We start from the raw sequence: 20,788 nt of genomic DNA on the forward strand, positions 1-20,788 counted from the left end.
AATGTATTTTGATTTTAACTGGCGAAGTAGTCTATTACTGATCTTCTTTTTTCATGGATTAGTGTATGCTTTCTTATTTTTTAGGAAAGCGTACCAAAAAGAACACCCATCCGATAATTGGTTGGGCTTCTTTTTAATCATGTGTATTCTTTATATCTGTCCTTGGATGCTAGGTTATGCAGGCTGGTATTGGGGAACTGAATGTTTAGAATGTAGGAATTTTATGTTCTATGTTCCTATGAATCATACATTGTTAATGGGGCCGGTCATTTTCATGTATATCCGAACACTACTAAATCCTGGATTTAAGTTTAGCAAATTAGATCGATGGCATTTTGTTCCCGGCATAGCTTATATTATTTGGACCATTGTTGTTGCTGTAACTGACTTATTGGTTTTAAAAAGATATTATTTAATGGATGGCCAAAATGACCCTGATTTTGATACTTGGTATCAAGCGATTGGTTTTTTTAGTCTGCTCATTTACCTTTTACTAAGTTTAAGGTATTACCTAATGTATCGTGCGTTTATTGTACAGGAATTGTCATTTGCAGATAATCTGCAGTTCAAATGGGTGAGAAATTTTTTAATTGCCTGTTTTCTATATTTCTTCTCTACCGTTTTACTAGATATCCTTAGATTAGCGGGGGTTGATATTGGCTATCAAGATACTTGGTGGTATTATTTATTATTTGCATTTATCTTTTACTATATCGCCATTTCTGGCTATGCTAACTCAATTGAGCAGAAAAGGAATTTTGAATTAGATTTTTTGCGTTACAAAATGCCTTCTCTTATTGGTGGGATTGTATCCGATAACATAGCTGTAAATGAAGAAGAAGCTTCTTTTGAAGTGCTGAAGAATATTGAAGCACAGGAGACCCCTGAATCCACAGACAGCTATATTTCGTCCATTTGGATAGATAAAGTTGAGCATGCTATTACAATAGAAAAAATGTACCGAAACCCAGAGCTTACTTTGACCGACCTGGCCAATCATTTGGGAACCAATCCTTCCTTGCTGTCTAAAATAATCAACCGAAGCTTTAGTAAAAATTTTAATGATTATGTAAATCAATACCGGGTATTAGAAGTAAAGGAAAACCTAGCTAACCCCGCAAATGCCCATTTAACGATTATGAGTTTAGCTTATGATGCGGGCTTTAATAGTAAAGCAACTTTTAATCGGGCGTTTAAAAAATTCACCGGGGATAGTCCAAAATCGTATCAAATTAAATAATTAGTATTTTATAAGTAATTCATTATCAATGTTTCATTATTTGAGACCAGCTCTTCCTGTCTCAAATAATGATTTGAGGCGGTAAACTTTGTTTGCTGGGGCATTTTGCACCCACAAACGAAAATCATGCAAAAATTTCTGACTTCTTTTCTACTGATTGTTAGCACTGTTGCTCAAGGTCAATCTCTATCATTAGCAGATACTTTGAAATCTACAACCACTACTGAAGTGACTGTGATAGCAAATAAGCAATTTGTCAAGACCATGATAGATAAAACGGTCTTGAATATTGCGGCTAAGCCTTCTTCAGCAGGACAAAACGCTTTGGAACTTTTAAAAATAGCTCCAGGAGTAGTGGTTGATCCTAATGAAAATATTCAAATGGGGGGTAAAAACGGGGTAACCGTTTTAATTGATAATCAGAATACCCAGTTGTCTGCCCAAGACCTTGCTCAATTACTCAAAAGCATTGAGTCGGACAATATCAAAGAAATTGAAATTATTACCAACCCGTCTGCAAAGTACGATGCAGCAGGTAATGCAGGTATTATCAATATTATTTTGAAAAAGAGCTTGACCAATGGATTCAATGGCTCAGTAACTGGAAACTTTACCCAGAGTACCCACAATCGATCTAGCGCATCTACCAATTTAAATTTTAGAAAAAACAAGTGGAATTGGTTTGGCAATTTCGTTATAAATAAGGGCTATCAAGAAACAATTGCCAATAATGATCGTGTTTTAACTGGCCAACAATTGATTCAACGGGGCATTGAAAAAGACGATTTTGGTGGTAACAATAGCAGGGCAGGTCTAGATTATGCGGTCAATAAAAAAACCACTATCGGTTTGCTTTGGGTTCAAAACAGTAGGTTCACGAATATGGACAATGGTAACCTAACTTCCATTTTGCCTTTCACTGGTGCTGATACTAATGTGTTCACACAAAGCGATGCTCCAAGTAATATTCGTCGCAATAATTACAACGCTAACTATCGTTGGGTGAACGGGGCTAAACAAAGTTTAAATATTGATGCTGATTATACACAGTTTTATTCTGCGTTGAATAATTTAGTTACTATTCAAACAGGTCCAGTGCTTAGCATGATAAAGACCCAAAATGCCATTAATAATGATGCATCAGTGCGTATCAATATTAGCAGTATTAGAGCTGATTATTCACAAAAAATATCTGACCGCCTGCAAATGGAAACTGGATTTAAGTCGGTCTATTCTTTGGCCAATAATCAATTTTTGGTGAACCAAGAAATGAATGCTCAATGGAAGGCTGATACGGGAAAGTCTAATCAGTTTGAATTTAACGAATACATACACGCTGCTTATTTTAGTGTGCAAGCCAAGCTAAATAAATGGTCTTTGCAAGCAGGTTTAAGAGCAGAACAAACCCACGTTAATGGCTTGTCAACTGCACTCAATAAAGTACAATCTGTTAAACCAGATACCAGTTATTTGAATTTGTTTCCCACTGTTTTTGTTCAATATCAATTTAATCAAAATAATCAATTCGGTTTTGCATTTACCAAACGCATTGATCGTCCAAATTATCAAGACCAGAATCCTTTTATTTACCAATTGGATGCATTTAATAGTGAACAAGGAAATCCTTATTTAATACCTCAAATTACTTATGGAGCAGAGTTGAGTTACACTTATAAATACGCCACTAATATTAAAATTCAATATGGCATTACCAATAATTATATTGAGCAATTAACATATCAAGTGGGTAAAAATACCATACAAACCCCGCAGAATGCCGGTACTAGAAAAATGCTCAATATCAGTATTAGCAGTCCTGTTCCTGTAAACAATTGGTGGAATATGTATGTTAGTTTTTCCCCTTTTTATCAGTCTTACCAAGTAACACTGAATGGTTTTGGCACCAGCGAAAATCGTTCGCAAAGTAGTTGGGGAATGAATGGTTACATGAGCCAGAACTTTAATTTAGGGAAGCAATGGAATGCAGATCTCAGTGGTTGGTATAATTTTCAAAATGCAACCACCATCTATCAATCAAAAGCACTTGGTAGTATAAATATTGGGGTAAGTAAAAAAATCTTGAAAGAAAAAGCAACCATAAAATTTGCAATTTCTGACTTGCTAAACACGCAACGTTGGGAACAAACTGCCATTACCAATGCATTAAATTTAAGAACCTATCGCAAATGGGAAAGCAGAAATATCGCCATAAGTTTTAGCTATCGATTTGGCAATAATAAAATAAAAACTGCTAGAGAAAGAGAAACTGGATCAAGTGCTGAAATGGATCGCATTAAACAATAAATCAATTACATAAAACAAACAAAATGAAACAATTAATTTTCATGTGTACTTTCTTTGCAGCAAACTATTTATCAGCTCAAACAGCAGAAAACAAATTGATTAATTTCTATCTTAAAAATGCAGCGATACTACCTAAGAAAGTAACATTGATATCTTATAGTCCAGGCGTATCAGGTAATGCTACCTATGGCTATTTTTTAGTACCCGGGTTTAAAAAATCAGTGTCGTATACTGTTGGAACTAAACTGTACTTGGCTAATTCAAAACAGATCGGGGTGGTGATGAGTGGCAAGAGAATTGATACAGATAAACCATTTTTAGTAGTAAGCGCCAGCGATGCTAATAAAACGATTAAGATTAACTAATCTTAATGAGGTAATTTTACCCAAATAAGTGGCATGGATTCAAATAGTTTTTATTTCTGGTTAAGCCAGCAGCAGCAGTTGGATATTCATCCTATAGTGGCGTTTAATCCCCAAAGGGACAAATTGTTGGCGATGGATTTTACCGAGCAAAACAAGGCCTTAACAACTGCTTTAATAGAAGATACATCAAAGTTTTCTGAGTATATCAATGAAACATTGGAAGCTGCCAATGCACTATATGGTATTGGTGGATATGATGAACATAGGACAGTATATGCAAGAAGTCGGGTATTTGATGGTGTTAAAGAAGAAGACGCAAGATGCATTCATTTAGGCATAGATATTTGGGGTAAAGCAGACACAGCAGTTCATGCACCATTAGATGGTTTCGTACATAGCTTCGCATTTAATGAAGCCTATGGCGATTATGGTGCTACCATCATTCTGGAGCATCAAATTGCTGGGGCACAGTTTTATAGTCTATACGGTCATTTAGCATTAAAGGATATCAATCATTTAACTAAAGGAAAGTTTATCAATGCGGGTGAAGTGTTTGCGCATTTTGGAGCACCTGCTGAAAACGGACACTGGCCCCCACATTTGCATTTTCAATTAATCATTGATATAGAAGGGCAAGCAGGGGATTATCCTGGAGTTTGCAGTTTAGCTAATCGAGCAAAATACTTAGCAAATTGTCCGGACCCAGATGCATTGATAAACCTAATTCAATGGGCTAAGTAGTTGGATTAAAATCAGGTTTTTCCCATTGCTTGATAATATTCGAAGGAATGGTATAAATGCCTGTTTTAGAGTTTGTGGCATGATATACCATACTTCTTGCAATGGCTTTTGCGTGAACGGGTATGTATTTTTTAAATTTCCCCCGCATGATTGGAATTGCTTTGAGTGCAATGAAAATTCCAATTTCTTCTAGCCATCTTGATTCTTTTCTTGGTCCCAAAATAAAGGAAGGTTGAAATATATAAATGGAGCTATAGTTTAATTGCTTTAATGCGTCTTCTAATTTCCCTTTTGTTCTGTTATAAAATATACTTGACCTAGCATTAGCACCTGTAGCGCTCACAACTAAGAATCGTTTACTGCCTGCCATTAATTGTAATTGTGCAATTCTTAAAGGGGCTTCAAAGTCTACCAAAGTAAATGCCTCTCTGGTTTTGACACTTTTTATGGTAGCTCCTAAGCAGCAATACACATCTTCTACGTCTACCCAGGTTTGAATTGTTTCAAAATTAACAATCTCCTCAACCAGTTTTGGATGAGATATACCGAGTGGTCTACGAACATAGACCGTAACCTGACTGTATTGTTCAGAAGCTAGTAACAATTCGAGTAGGTATGACCCTGTTAAACCACTTGCGCCTAATACCAATGCTTTTCTTTGTACCATCCTATAATTTTACCAAAGATAAGGACTGCTTTATTTGTACTTTTGAAGAGTTATGCCAAATAATAATCTAAACAACGATTTAAACGCATTAAACCCTGCTGAAAAGGAGTTTGAAAACACCATTCGGCCCCAGGAAATTGATGATTTCTCTGGCCAACCTCAATTAATTGAGAACCTAGTGATATTTATTAAAGCGGCTAAATTAAGGGGGGAAGCATTGGATCATATTTTATTTCATGGTCCTCCTGGATTAGGTAAAACAACATTAAGCCGTATTGTTGCGAACGAATTAGGGGTAAGCATCAAAGAAACTTCGGGCCCAGTGATAGAAAAACCAGGTGATTTGGCAGGTTTATTAACCAATTTACAGCCCAATGATGTACTGTTTATAGATGAAATCCACCGACTTAGTACGGTAGTAGAGGAGTACCTCTATTCGGCCATGGAAGACTTTAAAATTGACATCATGATTGATACTGGCCCCAATGCCAGAAGTATTCAAATCAATTTAAATCCATTTACGTTAGTTGGTGCAACTACAAGAAGTGGATTATTAACAGCTCCTTTGTTGTCTCGTTTCGGAATTAAATCTAGGCTAGAATATTACGGGGCCTCTGTTTTGCAAAAAATCATTGAAAGAAGTGCTAATATTTTAGGTACTAAAATTACGATTGATGCTGCAGCAGAAATTGCAGGTAGAAGTCGCGGAACACCTAGAATTGCCAATGGATTATTAAGAAGGGTGAGAGATTTTGCACAGGTATTAAATGATGGAAAAATTGATTTAGGCATTACACAACATGCTTTGAAAGCATTGAATGTAGATGCGCATGGTTTAGATGAAATGGATAATCGTATTTTATCGGCAATCATTAATAAATTCAAAGGTGGCCCTGTTGGTATTACTACTATTGCAACGGCAGTGGGAGAAGAACCAGGTACCATTGAAGAAGTTTATGAACCTTTCCTTATACAAGAGGGCTTTTTACAAAGAACCCCTAGAGGAAGGGAAGCTACCTTAAAAGCTTACAATCACCTAGGGGTTGTAATGAAAAGAGGAGAGGCTGGGGAGCTCTTTACCTAAAGGGATTTAAGCCTAAGGAGCAACCAGTCTGAATCCATTTCCATGAATATTGACAATTTCAATATTGGTATCTTCTTTTAAATACTTGCGCAACTTTGCAATGTACACATCCATGCTGCGACCATTGAAATAAGTATCACTACCCCATATTTTTTTCAATGCACGTTCACGAGGCAATAAATCATTTTTATGTTCGGCTAACATTTTCAATAATTCATTTTCTTTAGGAGAAAGTGTTTGCATGGTAGTGCCCATTTTCAACTCTCTCAATTTGGGATTAAAATGATAACCACCTAAATCAAATTCAATATTGTCGCTAATTTTATTTTCTTCCTCGTTTCTTTTTAGGATTGCTTTTATTTTAAGCAATAATACTTCGCTGTCAAATGGCTTGGTGATATAATCGTCTGCTCCTAATTTATAACCTTGAATGATATCATCTTTCATGGTTTTAGCACTCAAGAAAAACAAAGGAACATCTGGGTCAATATCCCTAATTTCTTCTGCCAATGTAAATCCATCCATATTGGGCATCATCACATCTAATAAACAGATATCAAATTTCTCGCGTTGAAAAGCAGCTAAACCTAATCTTCCATCTCTTTCCAGCGTTACTTCATATTCATTTAACTCTAAGTAGTTTTTAAGTACCATACCTAAGTTGGTATCGTCTTCACAAAGTAAAATTTGGTATTGTTTCTTGTCTTCCATTTGTAGAATTTTGAGTGAAATAACAATAATTTACTATTAATTCCCGAGCAATGGGGTGCAATCTTTTGTTAAATATCCTAATTGGCTTTTTTTAGGTATTGCTTATCGGTGAGTGCTTTTAAGAAATTGACTAAATCTATTTTCTCTTCAACAGTCAATTTAAGCGGCTCCTTTAATGTAGAATCAATATTAATAGGCTTTGGCACAAATTGGTAGGGGTTGTCGTAATAGTCAATTACTTCTTCTAGCGTCTTGAACATACCATTGTGCATATACGGTGCGGTAACAGCGATATTGCGTAATCCTGGTGTTTTAAATTTGCCAAGGTCTTCTTTGTTTTTTGTAATTGCATAACGCCCTTCGTCGGTAAAATTGACCCCATCGAACAGCCCAATATTTTTAAAATCATCGTTGGTAAAATCGGGGCCATTATGACAATCAAAACACTTTGTTTTTTCGCTTACAAATAGTTGCCTGCCTCTTTCTGCCGATGCAGATAGTTCATCCAAATCAAAAGCAGATTCGTCTGTTTCAAGTGTGTTTTGGTAGGCAGCTAAAGCAAGTCCAAGGTTTTTGGGGGATGGGAGCTGTTTGAAAACAGAGAGGAATAAAGATTTATAAGCTTTACTATTGTTCAAACGTTTTATTGCTTCATTGATTGGAAGGTTCATTTCGACCGGGTTTTCTATCGGCATCAACGCTTGTTCTTCTAAACTTGCCGCCCTGCCATCCCAGAAAAAAGGATCGTGACCACGCAGGTTCATTATACTGGGTGCATTTCTAGTTCCTGGGGTTGCGCCAACACCTAAACTGATGGCTACTGTATCTGCGAAACCAAAAGCAGGAATATGACAGCTGGCGCAGCTTATTGAGTGGTCCTTAGAAAGGATGGGATCGAAGAAAAGCTTCTTTCCCAACTCAGCTTTTGTTTTTATGGGGCTTGGTGTATTGAAGCCGCTGCTGAAAGCAATAGCCAGTCCTAATCCTCCAATAACCCACCATTTTTTCATGGCGCAAAGTTAGTTAATTAAGAATTAGGTATTTTGCAATAAATCAGTTTATGAGTCATTTATCAGCATTTGCAGAAGCAGTTCTAAAAGGATATCAATTTAAAGGAGAACAGGTAAAAATTGGCTGCGGTATGTTGAATGGTGAAGTGGTGAAAGAAGCCAATGTTTTTATTCCCCTTAAAACCATGAATCGACATGGATTGATTGCAGGTGCTACGGGTACGGGTAAAACCAAAACCCTTCAATTAATCAGCGAATGTTTAAGTGATAATAGTGTACCTGTTTTATTGATGGATATTAAAGGTGACTTAAGTGGAATTGCTGCAGAAGGAGTATCCAACGAAAAAATAATTGAAAGGTCTGCAAAATTGAGTATTCAATGGAAGCCCACTGCTTATCCAGTTGAACTAATGACTTTAACGGGAGGGAATGGTGTGAAGTTGCGTGCAACGGTTTCTGAATTTGGCCCCGTTTTATTGAGTAAAATATTAGGGCTGAACGATACCCAGGGCGGGTTAGTTTCTATGATTTTTAAGTATTGTGATGACAATGCAATGCCACTGCTCGATTTGAAAGATTTTATTAAAGTATTACAATACATTGGTTCAGAGGGGAAGGTGGAGATAGAAAAGTTATACGGAAAAATTTCTACTACTTCTACTGGAACCATCTTAAGAAAAGTAATCGAATTACAACAACAAGGTGCAGATGTTTTTTTTGGTGAGAAAAGTTTTGAAATAGATGATTTAATGCGCATCAGTGATGATGGGAGGGGGATGATTAATATTTTGCGTGTAACCGATATGCAAGACAAGCCTAAATTATTTTCTACATTTATGTTGCAATTGTTGGCCGAGTTATATGCTAGTTGCCCTGAAGAAGGAGATTTGGATAAGCCTAAGTTGATATTGTTTATTGACGAAGCGCATTTAATTTTTCAAGAAGCATCGGATGCCTTATTACAGCAATTAGAAACAGTGATTAAATTAATTAGATCAAAGGGGGTTGGTATATTTTTCTGTACACAAAATCCACAGGATATTCCTGCTTCTATATTAAGTCAATTAGGATTAAAAATACAACATGCTTTGCGCGCATTTACTGCGGCAGATAGAAAAACAATTAAACAAGCTGCGGAGAATTTTCCAGAGTCAGACTTTTATGATGTAGATGAATTATTGACCCAATTAGGTATTGGTGAAGCATTTGTAACTTTATTAAATGAGAAAGGAATTCCTACTCCGCTAATACATACTATGTTGAATCCTCCTCAAAGTAGAATGGATGTATTAACAGAAGCGGAAATCAATGCCATCAATGCTAAAAGTAAACTAGTGCCAAAGTACAATCAGGTGATTGATAGTGAAAGTGCGCACGAAATATTATCAGCAAAACTAGCAGAAGCACAAGCAAGAACTGCTGAACAAGAAGCAATTGCAAAGGAATCGCAGCTTTCAGAAAATGATGCACAACCAAGGAAACAGAAAGAAGAAAGTTTTTTTGACAATCCCATAGTAAAACAAGTAGGTAGAACAGCTGCGAGTATTATTACCAGAAGCTTATTGGGTGCTTTGGGTTTGGGTGGAAGATCAAGTACAAGGGCAAGTAATAAAAAAAGATATTAATCAGGGGATAGCCAGAATATCAGCTGCTCTTCATTGATACTGATTTTTTCTTCGGCTTGTAAAAAATTGAGTATTGCCCAGATTTTTTTAGCAGAGATCTTTGGTGTTGCCCTCAATAGTGCGTCTATCAAAACACCTTTTGTTGAACTGGTTTTCAAAATGGTTTCTACTTGATTTAAGTCGGCAGTAGACACTTCCCTTTTTTTATTGTTCAGGCAAACGTCACATACTCCACAAGGGAGTGTGCTATCATCTCCAAAATATTGACCTATAAAATTGCTCCTACATTGATTGATGGTGGTTGCATATTGAATGATTGATGAAATTCTTTGTTCGTGTAATTTTTTTCTCTCTAAATAATGGTCTTGGTTAATATGTAAAAATTTTGCTGGTGCTCTATTGAGTAAGAAATGAATTTGTGGTGTTTCTTTTTTGGGGAGGTATTCTATTATTCCATAAGCTTGCAATTGTTTTAGTTGCATAGTGATGGTAGCAATATCAGTTCTGCAAATTCTTGCAAGGCTTTGCTCATAGATTGATATTCGGTTGTAAAAAATACCTGCATAAGTTCTAAGCAATGCTTTGATGAGCGGCTCCAGAGAAGGATACATTATTTCAAACTGATCCAAAGATTCTGTGTCTGTACAAAAATTCACTTGCGTGGGTAAAAAAATCTGTTCGTTAAATTGAATATGACCTTCTTGTTCTAGAATACGAAGCACATTTACCACCAATAATGGATCTAGTTTAAAATGGGTAATAAATTGATTAAAATCAAAATCAAAATAGATTCCCTCTCCATTACCTACTGCTATTTGTAGAAAGTCTGCAATTGCCTGATATACTTCTTGAATAACAGAAATAGGGGGGAATTTCTTTTCACCATTTTGTGCTAATTCAGCTAAATCTTTTTGTTGCCATAATAAAATGGCAAAAGCCCTTTTTTCGTCCCTTCCTGCTCTTCCTGCTTCTTGATAATAGTTTTCTAAGCAATCTGGTATATCGTGATGAATAACCGTTCTTACATCAGGTTTATCAATGCCCATTCCAAAAGCATTGGTACAAACCATTACCCTTGTTTTATTTTGAATCCAGCTATACTGTTTTTGTTCTCTCAGTAGTTGATTTAGTCCTGCATGATAATAGTCGGCACTTATCCCTTGCAGTAGAAGCGCTTCAGCAATTCTTTTACATTGTTTTCTACTATTGCAATAAACAATACTACTACCAGCTACTTTTTCTAAGATGTTTAAAATTTTATTGATTTTACTTTCGGTTTCAAAACAACTATATGAAATGTTAGGCCTTACAAAAGATTGTTTAAAAACAGCAGCCTTGTTTAATCCTAATTGAGTTTGTATATCGGCCAATACCAATGGAGTGGCGGATGCGGTAACCGCAATCGTAGGAAGAGGTGGGAGTTTCTTTTTTGTTGCTAAAATTCTACAATAAGATGGTCTAAAGTCGTATCCCCATTGCGATATACAATGTGCTTCATCTATGACTAGTAATCCAAAAGGTATATGGGTTAAATACTGATTAAAAACGATGCTTTCTAATCTTTCCGGAGAACAATAGATAAACTGATAAGTATTCTCTGTTGCTTCAATCAACACCTGCTTTACTTCCTCTTTTTGCATTCCACTATGAATGGCAACTGCACTAATTCCTTTTTTATTTAATGCATCAACCTGGTCTTTCATAAGGGCAATCAAAGGGCTGATAACGAGTGTAACACCCGGTAAAACAATGCCCGGTATTTGGAAGCAAACAGATTTTCCACCACCTGTTGGTAACAATGCTAAACAATCTTTTCCTTGTATTACAGTTTGAATAATCTCTTCCTGTAAAGGCCTAAAAGCAGCATGCTTCCAATACTGTTGTAATATTTGTAGCGGTGAAGTCAAAAGGATTAATGCACTTTTTTAAAGTTCAATCTAACAGAGTTAATGGCTAACACTACATCGCTCAAGCCCATTACCAATGCACCAATAGTAGGGCTTAAAAAGCCGAATGCTGCAACTGGGATGGCAACCACATTGTATATAAGTGCCCAGAATAAATTTTGTTGAATGGTGAGGTAGGTATGTTTTCCTAGTCCTAATGCTAGTGTCAAGTTTTTTACACCATGATTCATTAATACCACTTCTGCACTTTGAACGGCAATATGTGCAGCATCACTCAATGAAACACCAACTGTTGCTTTTGCTAAAGCTGGTGCATCATTAATTCCATCGCCTACCATTGCAGTTGGGCTAATTAAATTTAGCGCTTCTATTTTTGCAAGTTTCTCTGCTGGACTTTGTTCTGCAAATACCTCGTCTATGCTTAATTGGCTGGCTACATAATCACATTTTACTTGTAAGTCTCCGCTCAATAAAATGGTTTTGATTCCTTTTTGTTGCAATGATTTTATCATTGTCGCAGCTTCTGGTCTTATTTCATCCTGTAAATCAATTGAAGCCAATAAAGTATTGTTTTTTACTAAGTAAATATTGTGATTCGTATTGTTGGTTAAATGCGCAATGTTTTTATACGAGGAAGCAGAATAGGTATTGCCTTCCTTGTCTGTTGCATTGATGCCTAATCCTTTTTCTTCAGTGATGTCACTGAAACGAATTTCATCTTTTGTTTTCCATGCTTGCGCAATAGCTTTGGCCAATGGATGCATAGAATATTTTTCAAGTGAATAAGCAATTCGCTTACAATCTGCTTCACCTAATGCTTTTCCTGCTTCTGTTAGTTCAAAGGCAGCTATAGCAAATTGACCGGTAGTAAGTGTGCCTGTTTTATCAAAAACTACTTGTTGAATATCTTTAAATAATTCAAGTGTTTTGGTGTTCTTAAATAATACGCCATTTCGAGCAGCTCTTCCTAATCCAACAGCTATTGCTGCAGGTGTTGCAAGTCCCATTGCACATGGACAAGCAATTACCAACACCGCAATACTTCTCATTAAACTCGGTGTAAAAGATTGTTCTCCAATGGTATAGTTTAAAGCGAAAGTTAATAAAGCAATTCCCACCACAACAGGCACAAATACTGCACTAATTTTATCTGCCAATAATTGAACTGGCGGCTTTTCTGTTTGAGCGTTCTTCACCATTTTAAGAATATTTCCTAATACGGAATCTTCTCCTACAGCAGTAACATAAGCTTTTACCGTTCCGTTCACGATGGTTGAACCGCCAATCAAAATGTCTTTTACCTTTTTATCTACCGGTATAGATTCTCCTGTTATGATAGATTCATCAACCGCTACTTCTCCTGATAAAATTTTACAATCCATTGGCACTGCTTCCCCAGTTCTGATCAATAATAAATCACCCGTTTTAAGGGAAGTGCTTTCTACTGGAAAAATATGTTCGTTTTGTTCGTTATCGTAAGCAATCATATTTGCCATCGTTTTTTGAGACTTGGCTAATTTGTTAAGTGCAATCTGTGTTTGTTCAACAGACTTATCTTCCATCCAATAACCTAAAAAGACTAGTGTAATAATTGTAGCGGTGGTTTCATAAAATAAGTATTGATCAGCTTGACCTGTTACTGTACCATATAGGCTATAAATAAAAGAGGAGAGCGCACCTAAAGCAATCAATACATTCATGTTGGGAACTCCTTTTAGTAGGCTCTTTAATCCACTTCTGCCAAAAAAATCCATCCCTAAAATAAATACAGGGATAGTCAAACCCAATTGTAGATAAGGATTCATTAACCAGTGTATATGTATACCTGGAATCATATGCAACATCAAGGGAACGGTAAACACCGCACAAAAAGCAAATCTTTGTAAATGGGATTTAAATAATTTTTTCCCTGATTTACCTAAGTCTTCCCATCCTTTTACTTGGTAGCCTAAATCGTGAATACCTTTTTGTATAGTGATTTTGTTGGTGCCTTCAGGAAGGTTAAAACTTACATCACCTCCAATAAAATTGACTTTCACTTCCTCCATTCCTTTTTCTTTCAGGAATTTATCGATGGATAGTGCACAGTTGGTGCAGCTCATGCCCGTTACTTTCCAATTTACTTTTTCCATATTCAAATTTACAAAAGCCTTGGTGGCTTCATTTGCGAGTTTGGAATAATATTCCCTTTTAGCCAACTATCTTTGTATCATGGATGCAATTTTCACCCTCGATCAAATAGATAGAGTAGCGGCAGCGTTTTTTAAAAAGTGCCAAAAACACAAGGTTTGGGCATTTCATGCGCCAATGGGTGCTGGCAAAACCACTTTTATCAACGCGCTGTGTAGTCAGTTAGGTGCAATTGATGCATTGAGTAGCCCCACATTTGCTATAGTAAATGAGTATTCTAGTACAAATGCGGGTATTTTGTACCATATGGATTGGTACCGCCTCAAAAATGAAGGGGAAGCCATAGATGCTGGTGTGGAGGATTTGCTAAATAGTGGTTCTTATTGTTTTGTTGAATGGCCTGAGAATGCCCCGGATTTATTAGGACCAGAAACTTTAAACTTATATTTAGAAGTATTAGATGCCCAAACTAGGCGTTTGTATATTCCAGAAGAGGCAATATAGCCATCTAGTATTCAGCTAAGCATTGGCTTAATTTGTTAACTTCAATCTTTAACCTTACACATGGCAACCAGCAAACCTAGTATTAGCCCTTCGCTTTTATATGAAGCAATGGAAGAAACCCTTGATATTAAAACACCTGGGGCAAAATTACATATTGGTATACCCAAAGAAATAGCTTTCCAAGAAAATAGAATTGCCCTTACTCCTGACGCAGTAGGGGTATTAGTGGCCAATGGGAATATAGTTACTATAGAGCACAATGCAGGAGAGCGCAGTCATTATTCTGATAGAGATTATTCAGAAGCGGGGGCACAAATTGTATATGATCGAGCTGCTGTATATCAATGCCCTATTTTGGTAAAGAGTGCACCACCAGTGGAAGAAGATATTCCATTGTTGCAATTGAATCAAATTATTATATCACCAATACACCATTCTGCATTAAAAAAAGAAATCATCGAAAAAATGATGGCAAAGCGTATTACTGCATTAAGCTTTGAAAATTTTAAAGATGATAGTGGCACTTATCCGATTGTACGAAGCATGAGTGAAATTGCTGGAAGTGCAGTTATGTTAATTGCTGGTCAATATTTAAGCAGTTTTAATGAAGGTAAAGGAGTTTTATTGGGGGGGATTAGTGGTATACCACCTACTAAAGTAGTCATTATTGGAGCGGGAATTGTTGGGGAATGCGCAACTAGAAATGCTTTGGCAATGGGGGCTTCAGTAAAAGTATTCGATAATAATATTTATCGCCTAAAGCAAATGCAAAATAACTTAGGACAACGTGTTTGGACTAGCGTGTTAGAGCCACGTATTTTGGCAAAACAATTAAAAACCTGTGAAGTTGCTGTAGGTGCTTTAAGCAATGAATATGGAAGAGCTCCTGTTGTTGTAACCGAAGAAATGGTCGCTGCAATGCGTCCTAATAGTATTATTATTGATGTTGCAATAGACAGGGGTGGGTGTTTTGAGACCAGTGAACTAACTAGCTATGAAGAACCCACTTTTTTGAAACATGGCGTAATTCATTACTGCGTCCCCAATATCCCTAGCGGATTTGCTAGAACTGCTTCGCAGGCTATTAGTAATGTGCTAATGCCATTGTTGTTGGAAGTAAGCGATGAAGGTGGGCTAGAAGAAATGATATGGCATAAGTTTAATGTTAGAGAAGGGGTATACTTGTTCAAAGGCTCTGTAACAGATATTTATATTAGCCAGAAATTTGATTTAAAATATACCGACTTGAATTTACTGATTGCCAGCAGACGCTAACTATTTATAGTCATTCACATGAATGCGGGCATTGCAGAAATGAATTTCTGCTTCTTCATTACTGCAGATGATTACAATTTTATTGCTGCAATGTGCTTGTATTAAATGCTGATAAAGCGAATAGCCCTCTTTATCTAGATTAGAACAAGGTTCATCTAGTAATAGTAATGGCGCATCTGAAAAAATTGCTTGAGCCAATTTTAGTCGCTGCTTCATTCCACTGCTATATTTACTGATTTGTTTGTTGGCCGCTTTTTTTAATCCAACTTGAAAAAGTATTTCATCAATTGTTTGATGCTTGGTAAGCGGTTTAAAGCTTGAATGGAATTGTAAAAACTCTACACCTGTCATTTCCTCAATTAATTCTAAATAGGGGGTGCAAATGGATAGATGCTGAAAATGTTTTTCGGCATCTACGGGAAATTGCATATTGCCTTCACTAAAATTCATATTGCCTGCAATACACTGCAAAAGAGTGCTTTTGCCTGATCCATTGTGACCAGTTATTGCGTAAGCTTTACCAATATCAAATTGATAATTTAATCTGCGGAATATCCATTCCCGATTGAATTTCTTTCCGCAGTTATTTAAATTAATGGAATAATTATTCATCATCGTTGGCGCCCTTCGTAAAACGCTTGATTATACCTCTGCCACTTTCTCTAATGAAAGTTACAATTTCATCTCTTTCATCAGTTGCTGGCAATTCTTCTTCTATGAATTCTAATGCTTGAGAAGTATTTAATCCTTTGTTGTAAATAGTTCTATAAACGTCTAGAATATGATTGATTTGTTCTAGAGGGAATCCTCTTCTTTTTAATCCAACACTGTTTACACCACCATAACTGAGTGGATTTCTTACAGCTTTTATATATGGTGGTACATCTTTGCTAACCAAACTACCACCCGCAATAAAAGTATGTTGTCCAATATTTACAAATTGATGAACAGCACTTACACCGCCTACAACAGCCCAATCTCCAACTGTTACATGACCTGCTACCTGTACACTATTGCTCATAATTACATGACTTCCAATAATACAATCATGCGCAATATGGCTATAGGCCATAATTAAACAATGGTTGCCTATAACTGTTTTACCCCTATCTTCTGTGCCTCGATTGATTGTTACAAATTCTCTGATGGTGGTATGATCACCTATTTCTACAGTTGTTTTTTCTCCAACAAATTTTAAATCTTGTGGAATTGCTCCTAATACAGCTCCGGGAAAAATGCGACAATTTTTCCCAATTCTAGTACCATCCATAATGGTAACATTACTTCCAATCCAAGTGCCTTCGCCCACTTGAACATCACCATGTATTACGGTAAAAGGATCAATTTTTACATTGGGGGCAATGCGTGCATTAGGGTCAATATAGGTATAGGGATGCGTCATATTTTTTGTTTCAATGGTAAGATACGATTTTCGTTGCTTTAGCTGTCTGCTCTTCTAACTACCTGTGCTACCAAGTCTGCTTCGGTGGCAACTTTACCCCCTACATAAACTGTACCTCTCATCTCACAAATACCCCTTCTTATTGGGCCTAAAAATTCTAATTTCAATACCATGGTATCACCAGGTCTTACCATTTGTTTGAATTTACAATTGTCTATTTTTAAAAAATACGTATCGTATTTGCCCTCTGGCATAGAATTAATGCATAGAATCCCACCTGTTTGGGCTAAGGCTTCAATTTGAAGTACGCCTGGCATTACTGGGTTTCCAGGAAAATGTCCAGGGAAAAACCATTCATTGAAACTGACATTTTTGATTCCTACAATATAGGTATCCGTTAATTCAATGATTTTATCTACTAATAAAAATGGGTGTCGATGGGGTAAAGTTTTTTCTATTTGTTCTAATGTATAAACGGGAGGAACAGTTGGATCGTAAGTAGGTACCCCTTTTACGTGCTTGTTCTTTTTAATATACTGTTTAATCTTCTTAGCAAACTCTACGTTAGAACTATGTCCAGGTCTATTGGCAATAATTCTTGCTTTGATAGGATAACCAATTAAAGCAAGATCGCCTATTACATCTAAGAGTTTGTGTCTGGCTGGCTCATTGGGAAATCTTAATTCTAAATTATTTAGGTAACCTTCACTTTTTACTGCTATTTCTTCTTTCTTAAAAATCTTAGCTAAGCGTGTCATTTCTGCGTCGGTAATGGGTTTGTCTACCACAACAATCGCATTATTTATATCGCCGCCTTTAATTAAATCGTTGTCTAGCAGCATTTCTAACTCATGTAAAAAGCAAAATGTTCTGCAGGGAGCAATCTCTGTTTTAAAATCTTTAATAGTTTTTAAACCTGCATGTTGGGTTCCAAGAACTGGGCTATTAAAATCAATTAAAGTGGTTATTTGATAGTCCATCGCTGGCAAAGCAACCATTTCAACCCTTTTACCTTCATCATAGTGGTAAATATTCTCATCTAAACTGTACCAAATTTTTGCAGCATCCTGTTCTAATATGCCTGTTTGTTCAATTAAAGCAATGAAAGGGGCAGAACTGCCATCCATGATGGGAATTTCGGGTCCGTTTACTTCAATTAATACATTATCTACTCCCATGCCCACTAATGCTGCTAAAATATGTTCAACTGTACTTACTTTGGCATCACCTACTTGTAAGGTAGTGCCCCTGCTAGTATCGGTCACTAAATCGCAATCAGCTTTAATAATCGGTTTATTCGGCAAATCTGTGCGCTGAAACTGCATGCCAAATCCGGGGTTTGCAGGCTTTAATATCATGTCTACTAACACGCCAGTATGCAAGCCAGTGCCGCTAATATGAATTGCTTGAGTTAAGGTATGTTGTTTCTCGGGATTGAAATTCATGTCCATAGTTCCGCGCTTTAAGTCTACGAAATTAAGTCATCCCGATGGTTTAACCTCATATTAGGATTTAACCCTTTCAGAAAGTAGTTCAGCCACCAATTTTTCTAAAGCTTGGATTCTTTTTTCTGTTTCAGGCAAATTACGTGTTGCAGCTTGAACCCTTAATGAGCTAGTATAATCAAAAGCAGGGTAGCCATTGACTGATTTGTTGGGTTCTTTAATCGTTTTAGTTATTCCACTTCTTCCCCCAATTTTAGTTCCATCTGCTATACTTAAATGGCCTGCAACCCCGGTTTGCCCTCCCATCATTACGTATTTACCTACTTTGGAACTACCGCTAATACCTGATTGTGCCGCAATAACCGTATTGTTTCCGATTTCAACATTATGGGCAATTTGAACAAGGTTATCAATTTTAGCTCCTTTTTTGATGATAGTAGAACCCATCGTAGCGCGATCAATAGTGGTATTGGCACCTATTTCTACAAAATCTTCCACTGCCACATTCCCCAATTGTGGAACTTTAGTAAAACTTCCATCCGCCTGGGGCGCAAACCCAAACCCATCACTGCCGATTACTACACCAGCATGAATAATTACATTATTTCCAATAACACAGTCTTTGTAAATTTTAACTCCAGGATAAATAATGGTGTTTTCGCCTACCACTACACGGTCTCCTAAATAGCTGCCAGGGTATATTTTACTTTTGTTCCCAATTTTAACCTCATCACCAATAAAAGTAAAAACACCGATATAAACCGAATCTCCCAAATGCGCTGTGGATGCGATATGACAAGGATTTTGTACTCCAATTAATTGATTGGAAGCCATTTCTTGGTACTTGGTCATTAAAATAGCAAATGCGCTATATGCATCTGGAACTCTGATGAGGGTTGTTTTTACTGGTGCTTTTAACTGTAAAGTTTGGTTCACAATCACTACTGAAGCTTCAGTAGTATACAAGTATTCTTCATATTTAGGATTCGCTAAAAAAGAGATTTGCGAAGGTTTTGCCTCTTCAATTTTTCCAAAAGAGACAACTGTTGCATTGGCATCTCCTTCAATAGTACCATTGATCATTAATCCAATCTGAGCCGCGCTAAACTGCATAAAAGTGGGTTAGGTTAACAGACAAATGTAAAATTTTTTTACCTGAGACGAAAGATTTTGCTGTATCATCGAATTGTCTACTTCAGTAATATCTTTTACTGTTCCGTCTTTGTATAAAATATTGATTTTTTCTTCTTTGCTTTGATAAGTTGTATTAGTTGCAATACCTGTAAAACAGAGAAAGCTTGCTTCTTCCTCGGTTACATCAAATTGCTTAATCACTTGTTGTTTTTTTGATTCAATAAATGCTGGTTCAAATGGAGTGGCTTGAATACTGGTTTTGTAAATTGCTCGATTCAGCATGCGCGTACAAAGCAAAGAGAGTACTTTGTCTGAATGTGTGCTCCATTTTTTTATTGCACTTATTACATCAAAATCATCCATTAAGCAAAATCTTTTGATGGTATCTGCATTCATTGGTCCATTGAATTCCCCAAGAAAGAAGTCTACTTGTGATCCCGTTGCTAAACTTATTCGGTTATCATCATAAATAGCCCTTACCCTTTGGATAATTTTCACTAACATTTTTTCTGCAGATAAAACAGTTTTATGTAAATAAACCTGCCAGTACATTTGCCTTCTGGCGACTAAAAATTTTTCAACACTATAAATTCCTTTTTCTTCAATCATTAACTGTCCATGATGAACGGTTAGCATTTTTAATATTCGATCGTATCCAATTACCCCCTCACTAACTCCCGAAAAAAAACTATCCCTGCTTAAATAGTCCATTCTATCAACATCTAATTGGCCGCTAATGAGTTGGTGGAGAAAAGGTTTATGGTATTGATTCGTGAAAATGTCAATAGCAAGACCAAGCTGGCCATTCAATTCATTGTTCATGAGTTGCATAATCTGAAGCGAAAGGTCTTCATGATGAACCCCTAAGACTAGCTCGTGTTCTAAGGCATGCGAAAAAGGGCCATGTCCTATATCATGTAATAAAATGGCCGCTTTTACAGCAATTTCTTCCTCTTTTGTGATTTCGATTTCTTTACTCCTTAGTTCATTTACTACATTGCACATCAGGTGGTAGGCGCCCAAAGAATGATGTAAGCGAGTGTGAACAGCCCCCGGGTAAACCAATTGTGCCATGGCCATTTGCTGAATCCTTCTTAAACGTTGATAAAATGGATGAGCAATAATTGAGAAGATTAGCGGATGGCTTATTGTGATGAATCCATATACTGGGTCGTTAATAATTTTTCTTTTCGGATTGGCCATGCTGTTGCTGAATTGTTAATAAAGGTAGTATTTAGAACTTC

The 20,788-nt window shown here is 36.6% G+C and carries 18 protein-coding genes; 8 read left to right on the forward strand and 10 right to left on the reverse strand.

Going from position 1 to position 20,788, the window contains the following annotated elements; translation table 11 throughout:
* Position 1: 1 nt before the first annotated feature.
* The 4 genes from ACTIEI_RS06045 to ACTIEI_RS06060 all read left to right on the forward strand — a co-directional run bounded on the left by ACTIEI_RS06045 (position 2) and on the right by ACTIEI_RS06060 (position 4,650).
* Entirely contained in the window at positions 2-1,240 is a 1,239-nt protein-coding gene (locus tag ACTIEI_RS06045) for a helix-turn-helix domain-containing protein (protein ID WP_439505386.1), read from the forward strand.
* A gap of 126 nt (positions 1,241-1,366) precedes the next feature.
* Positions 1,367-3,544, forward strand: a complete 2,178-nt coding sequence (locus ACTIEI_RS06050; RefSeq protein ID WP_439505387.1) for an outer membrane beta-barrel protein — start codon at positions 1,367-1,369, stop codon at positions 3,542-3,544.
* 23 nt (positions 3,545-3,567) lie between these two features.
* Positions 3,568-3,909, forward strand: coding sequence for a hypothetical protein (locus tag ACTIEI_RS06055; RefSeq protein WP_439505388.1), 342 nt, complete (start codon positions 3,568-3,570; stop codon positions 3,907-3,909).
* A gap of 33 nt (positions 3,910-3,942) precedes the next feature.
* Positions 3,943-4,650 (forward strand): peptidoglycan DD-metalloendopeptidase family protein, encoded by a 708-nt coding sequence (locus ACTIEI_RS06060; RefSeq protein WP_439505389.1) that lies wholly within the window; start codon positions 3,943-3,945, stop codon positions 4,648-4,650.
* On the opposite strand, the gene ACTIEI_RS06065 is transcribed toward ACTIEI_RS06060, so the two are convergent.
* Entirely contained in the window at positions 4,643-5,317 is a 675-nt protein-coding gene (locus tag ACTIEI_RS06065) for an NAD-dependent epimerase/dehydratase family protein (protein WP_439505390.1), read from the reverse strand. The two genes, ACTIEI_RS06060 and ACTIEI_RS06065, sit on opposite strands and share 8 nt — an antisense overlap.
* 52 nt (positions 5,318-5,369) lie before the next feature.
* On the opposite strand from ACTIEI_RS06065, the gene ruvB reads away from it, so the two are divergent.
* Positions 5,370-6,401, forward strand: coding sequence for a Holliday junction branch migration DNA helicase RuvB (ruvB, locus tag ACTIEI_RS06070; RefSeq protein WP_439505391.1), 1,032 nt, complete (start codon positions 5,370-5,372; stop codon positions 6,399-6,401).
* Positions 6,402-6,413: 12 nt separating this feature from the next.
* On the opposite strand, the gene ACTIEI_RS06075 is transcribed toward ruvB, so the two are convergent.
* Together ACTIEI_RS06075 and ACTIEI_RS06080 are read right to left on the reverse strand one after the other, a co-directional pair.
* Positions 6,414-7,112 carry a response regulator transcription factor gene (locus ACTIEI_RS06075; protein ID WP_439505392.1) on the reverse strand — a complete coding sequence of 233 codons (699 nt, stop codon included), beginning with the start codon at positions 7,110-7,112 and terminating at the stop codon, positions 6,414-6,416.
* 77 nt (positions 7,113-7,189) lie between these two features.
* Entirely contained in the window at positions 7,190-8,122 is a 933-nt protein-coding gene (locus ACTIEI_RS06080; RefSeq protein WP_439505393.1) for a cytochrome c peroxidase, read from the reverse strand.
* A gap of 50 nt (positions 8,123-8,172) precedes the next feature.
* Here ACTIEI_RS06080 and ACTIEI_RS06085 point away from each other — a divergent pair, with 50 nt between their 5' ends.
* Positions 8,173-9,747, forward strand: a complete 1,575-nt coding sequence (locus tag ACTIEI_RS06085) for a helicase HerA-like domain-containing protein (RefSeq protein WP_439505394.1) — start codon at positions 8,173-8,175, stop codon at positions 9,745-9,747.
* Here the strand turns inward: ACTIEI_RS06085 and ACTIEI_RS06090 are convergent.
* Both ACTIEI_RS06090 and ACTIEI_RS06095 read right to left on the reverse strand, forming a co-directional pair.
* Entirely contained in the window at positions 9,744-11,654 is a 1,911-nt protein-coding gene (locus ACTIEI_RS06090) for a RecQ family ATP-dependent DNA helicase (RefSeq protein ID WP_439505395.1), read from the reverse strand. The two genes, ACTIEI_RS06085 and ACTIEI_RS06090, sit on opposite strands and share 4 nt — an antisense overlap.
* 5 nt (positions 11,655-11,659) lie before the next feature.
* The gene (locus tag ACTIEI_RS06095) at positions 11,660-13,786 is read right to left on the reverse strand and encodes a heavy metal translocating P-type ATPase (RefSeq protein ID WP_439505396.1); all 2,127 of its coding nucleotides are present in this window, start codon (positions 13,784-13,786) and stop codon (positions 11,660-11,662) included.
* A gap of 79 nt (positions 13,787-13,865) precedes the next feature.
* On the opposite strand from ACTIEI_RS06095, the gene tsaE reads away from it, so the two are divergent.
* Positions 13,866-14,288, forward strand: coding sequence for a tRNA (adenosine(37)-N6)-threonylcarbamoyltransferase complex ATPase subunit type 1 TsaE (gene tsaE / locus ACTIEI_RS06100; protein WP_439505397.1), 423 nt, complete (start codon positions 13,866-13,868; stop codon positions 14,286-14,288).
* Positions 14,289-14,348: 60 nt separating this feature from the next.
* Positions 14,349-15,563 (forward strand): alanine dehydrogenase, encoded by a 1,215-nt coding sequence (locus tag ACTIEI_RS06105; RefSeq protein WP_439505398.1) that lies wholly within the window; start codon positions 14,349-14,351, stop codon positions 15,561-15,563.
* On the opposite strand, the gene ACTIEI_RS06110 is transcribed toward ACTIEI_RS06105, so the two are convergent.
* Genes ACTIEI_RS06110 through ACTIEI_RS06130 form a run of 5 tightly spaced genes read right to left on the reverse strand, consistent with a single transcriptional unit; the run spans position 15,564 to position 20,747 of the window.
* Positions 15,564-16,178: an ABC transporter ATP-binding protein gene (locus ACTIEI_RS06110; RefSeq protein ID WP_439505399.1), complete on the reverse strand. Its 615-nt coding sequence runs from the start codon at positions 16,176-16,178 to the stop codon at positions 15,564-15,566.
* Positions 16,168-16,965, reverse strand: coding sequence for an acyl-ACP--UDP-N-acetylglucosamine O-acyltransferase (lpxA, locus tag ACTIEI_RS06115; protein ID WP_439505400.1), 798 nt, complete (start codon positions 16,963-16,965; stop codon positions 16,168-16,170). Before lpxA ends, ACTIEI_RS06110 begins: the two co-directional genes overlap by 11 nt.
* Before the next feature lie 38 nt (positions 16,966-17,003).
* Positions 17,004-18,416, reverse strand: a complete 1,413-nt coding sequence (locus ACTIEI_RS06120; RefSeq protein ID WP_439505401.1) for a bifunctional UDP-3-O-[3-hydroxymyristoyl] N-acetylglucosamine deacetylase/3-hydroxyacyl-ACP dehydratase — start codon at positions 18,414-18,416, stop codon at positions 17,004-17,006.
* A 54-nt stretch (positions 18,417-18,470) separates the two neighbouring features.
* Positions 18,471-19,523, reverse strand: a complete 1,053-nt coding sequence (gene lpxD, locus ACTIEI_RS06125; RefSeq protein WP_439505402.1) for a UDP-3-O-(3-hydroxymyristoyl)glucosamine N-acyltransferase — start codon at positions 19,521-19,523, stop codon at positions 18,471-18,473.
* 9 nt (positions 19,524-19,532) lie between these two features.
* Positions 19,533-20,747 carry an HD domain-containing protein gene (locus ACTIEI_RS06130; RefSeq protein WP_439505403.1) on the reverse strand — a complete coding sequence of 405 codons (1,215 nt, stop codon included), beginning with the start codon at positions 20,745-20,747 and terminating at the stop codon, positions 19,533-19,535.
* Positions 20,748-20,788 lie beyond the last annotated feature (41 nt).

This window comes from Sediminibacterium sp., assembly GCF_051860225.1.
Taxonomy (GTDB): Bacteria; Bacteroidota; Bacteroidia; order Chitinophagales; family Chitinophagaceae; genus Sediminibacterium.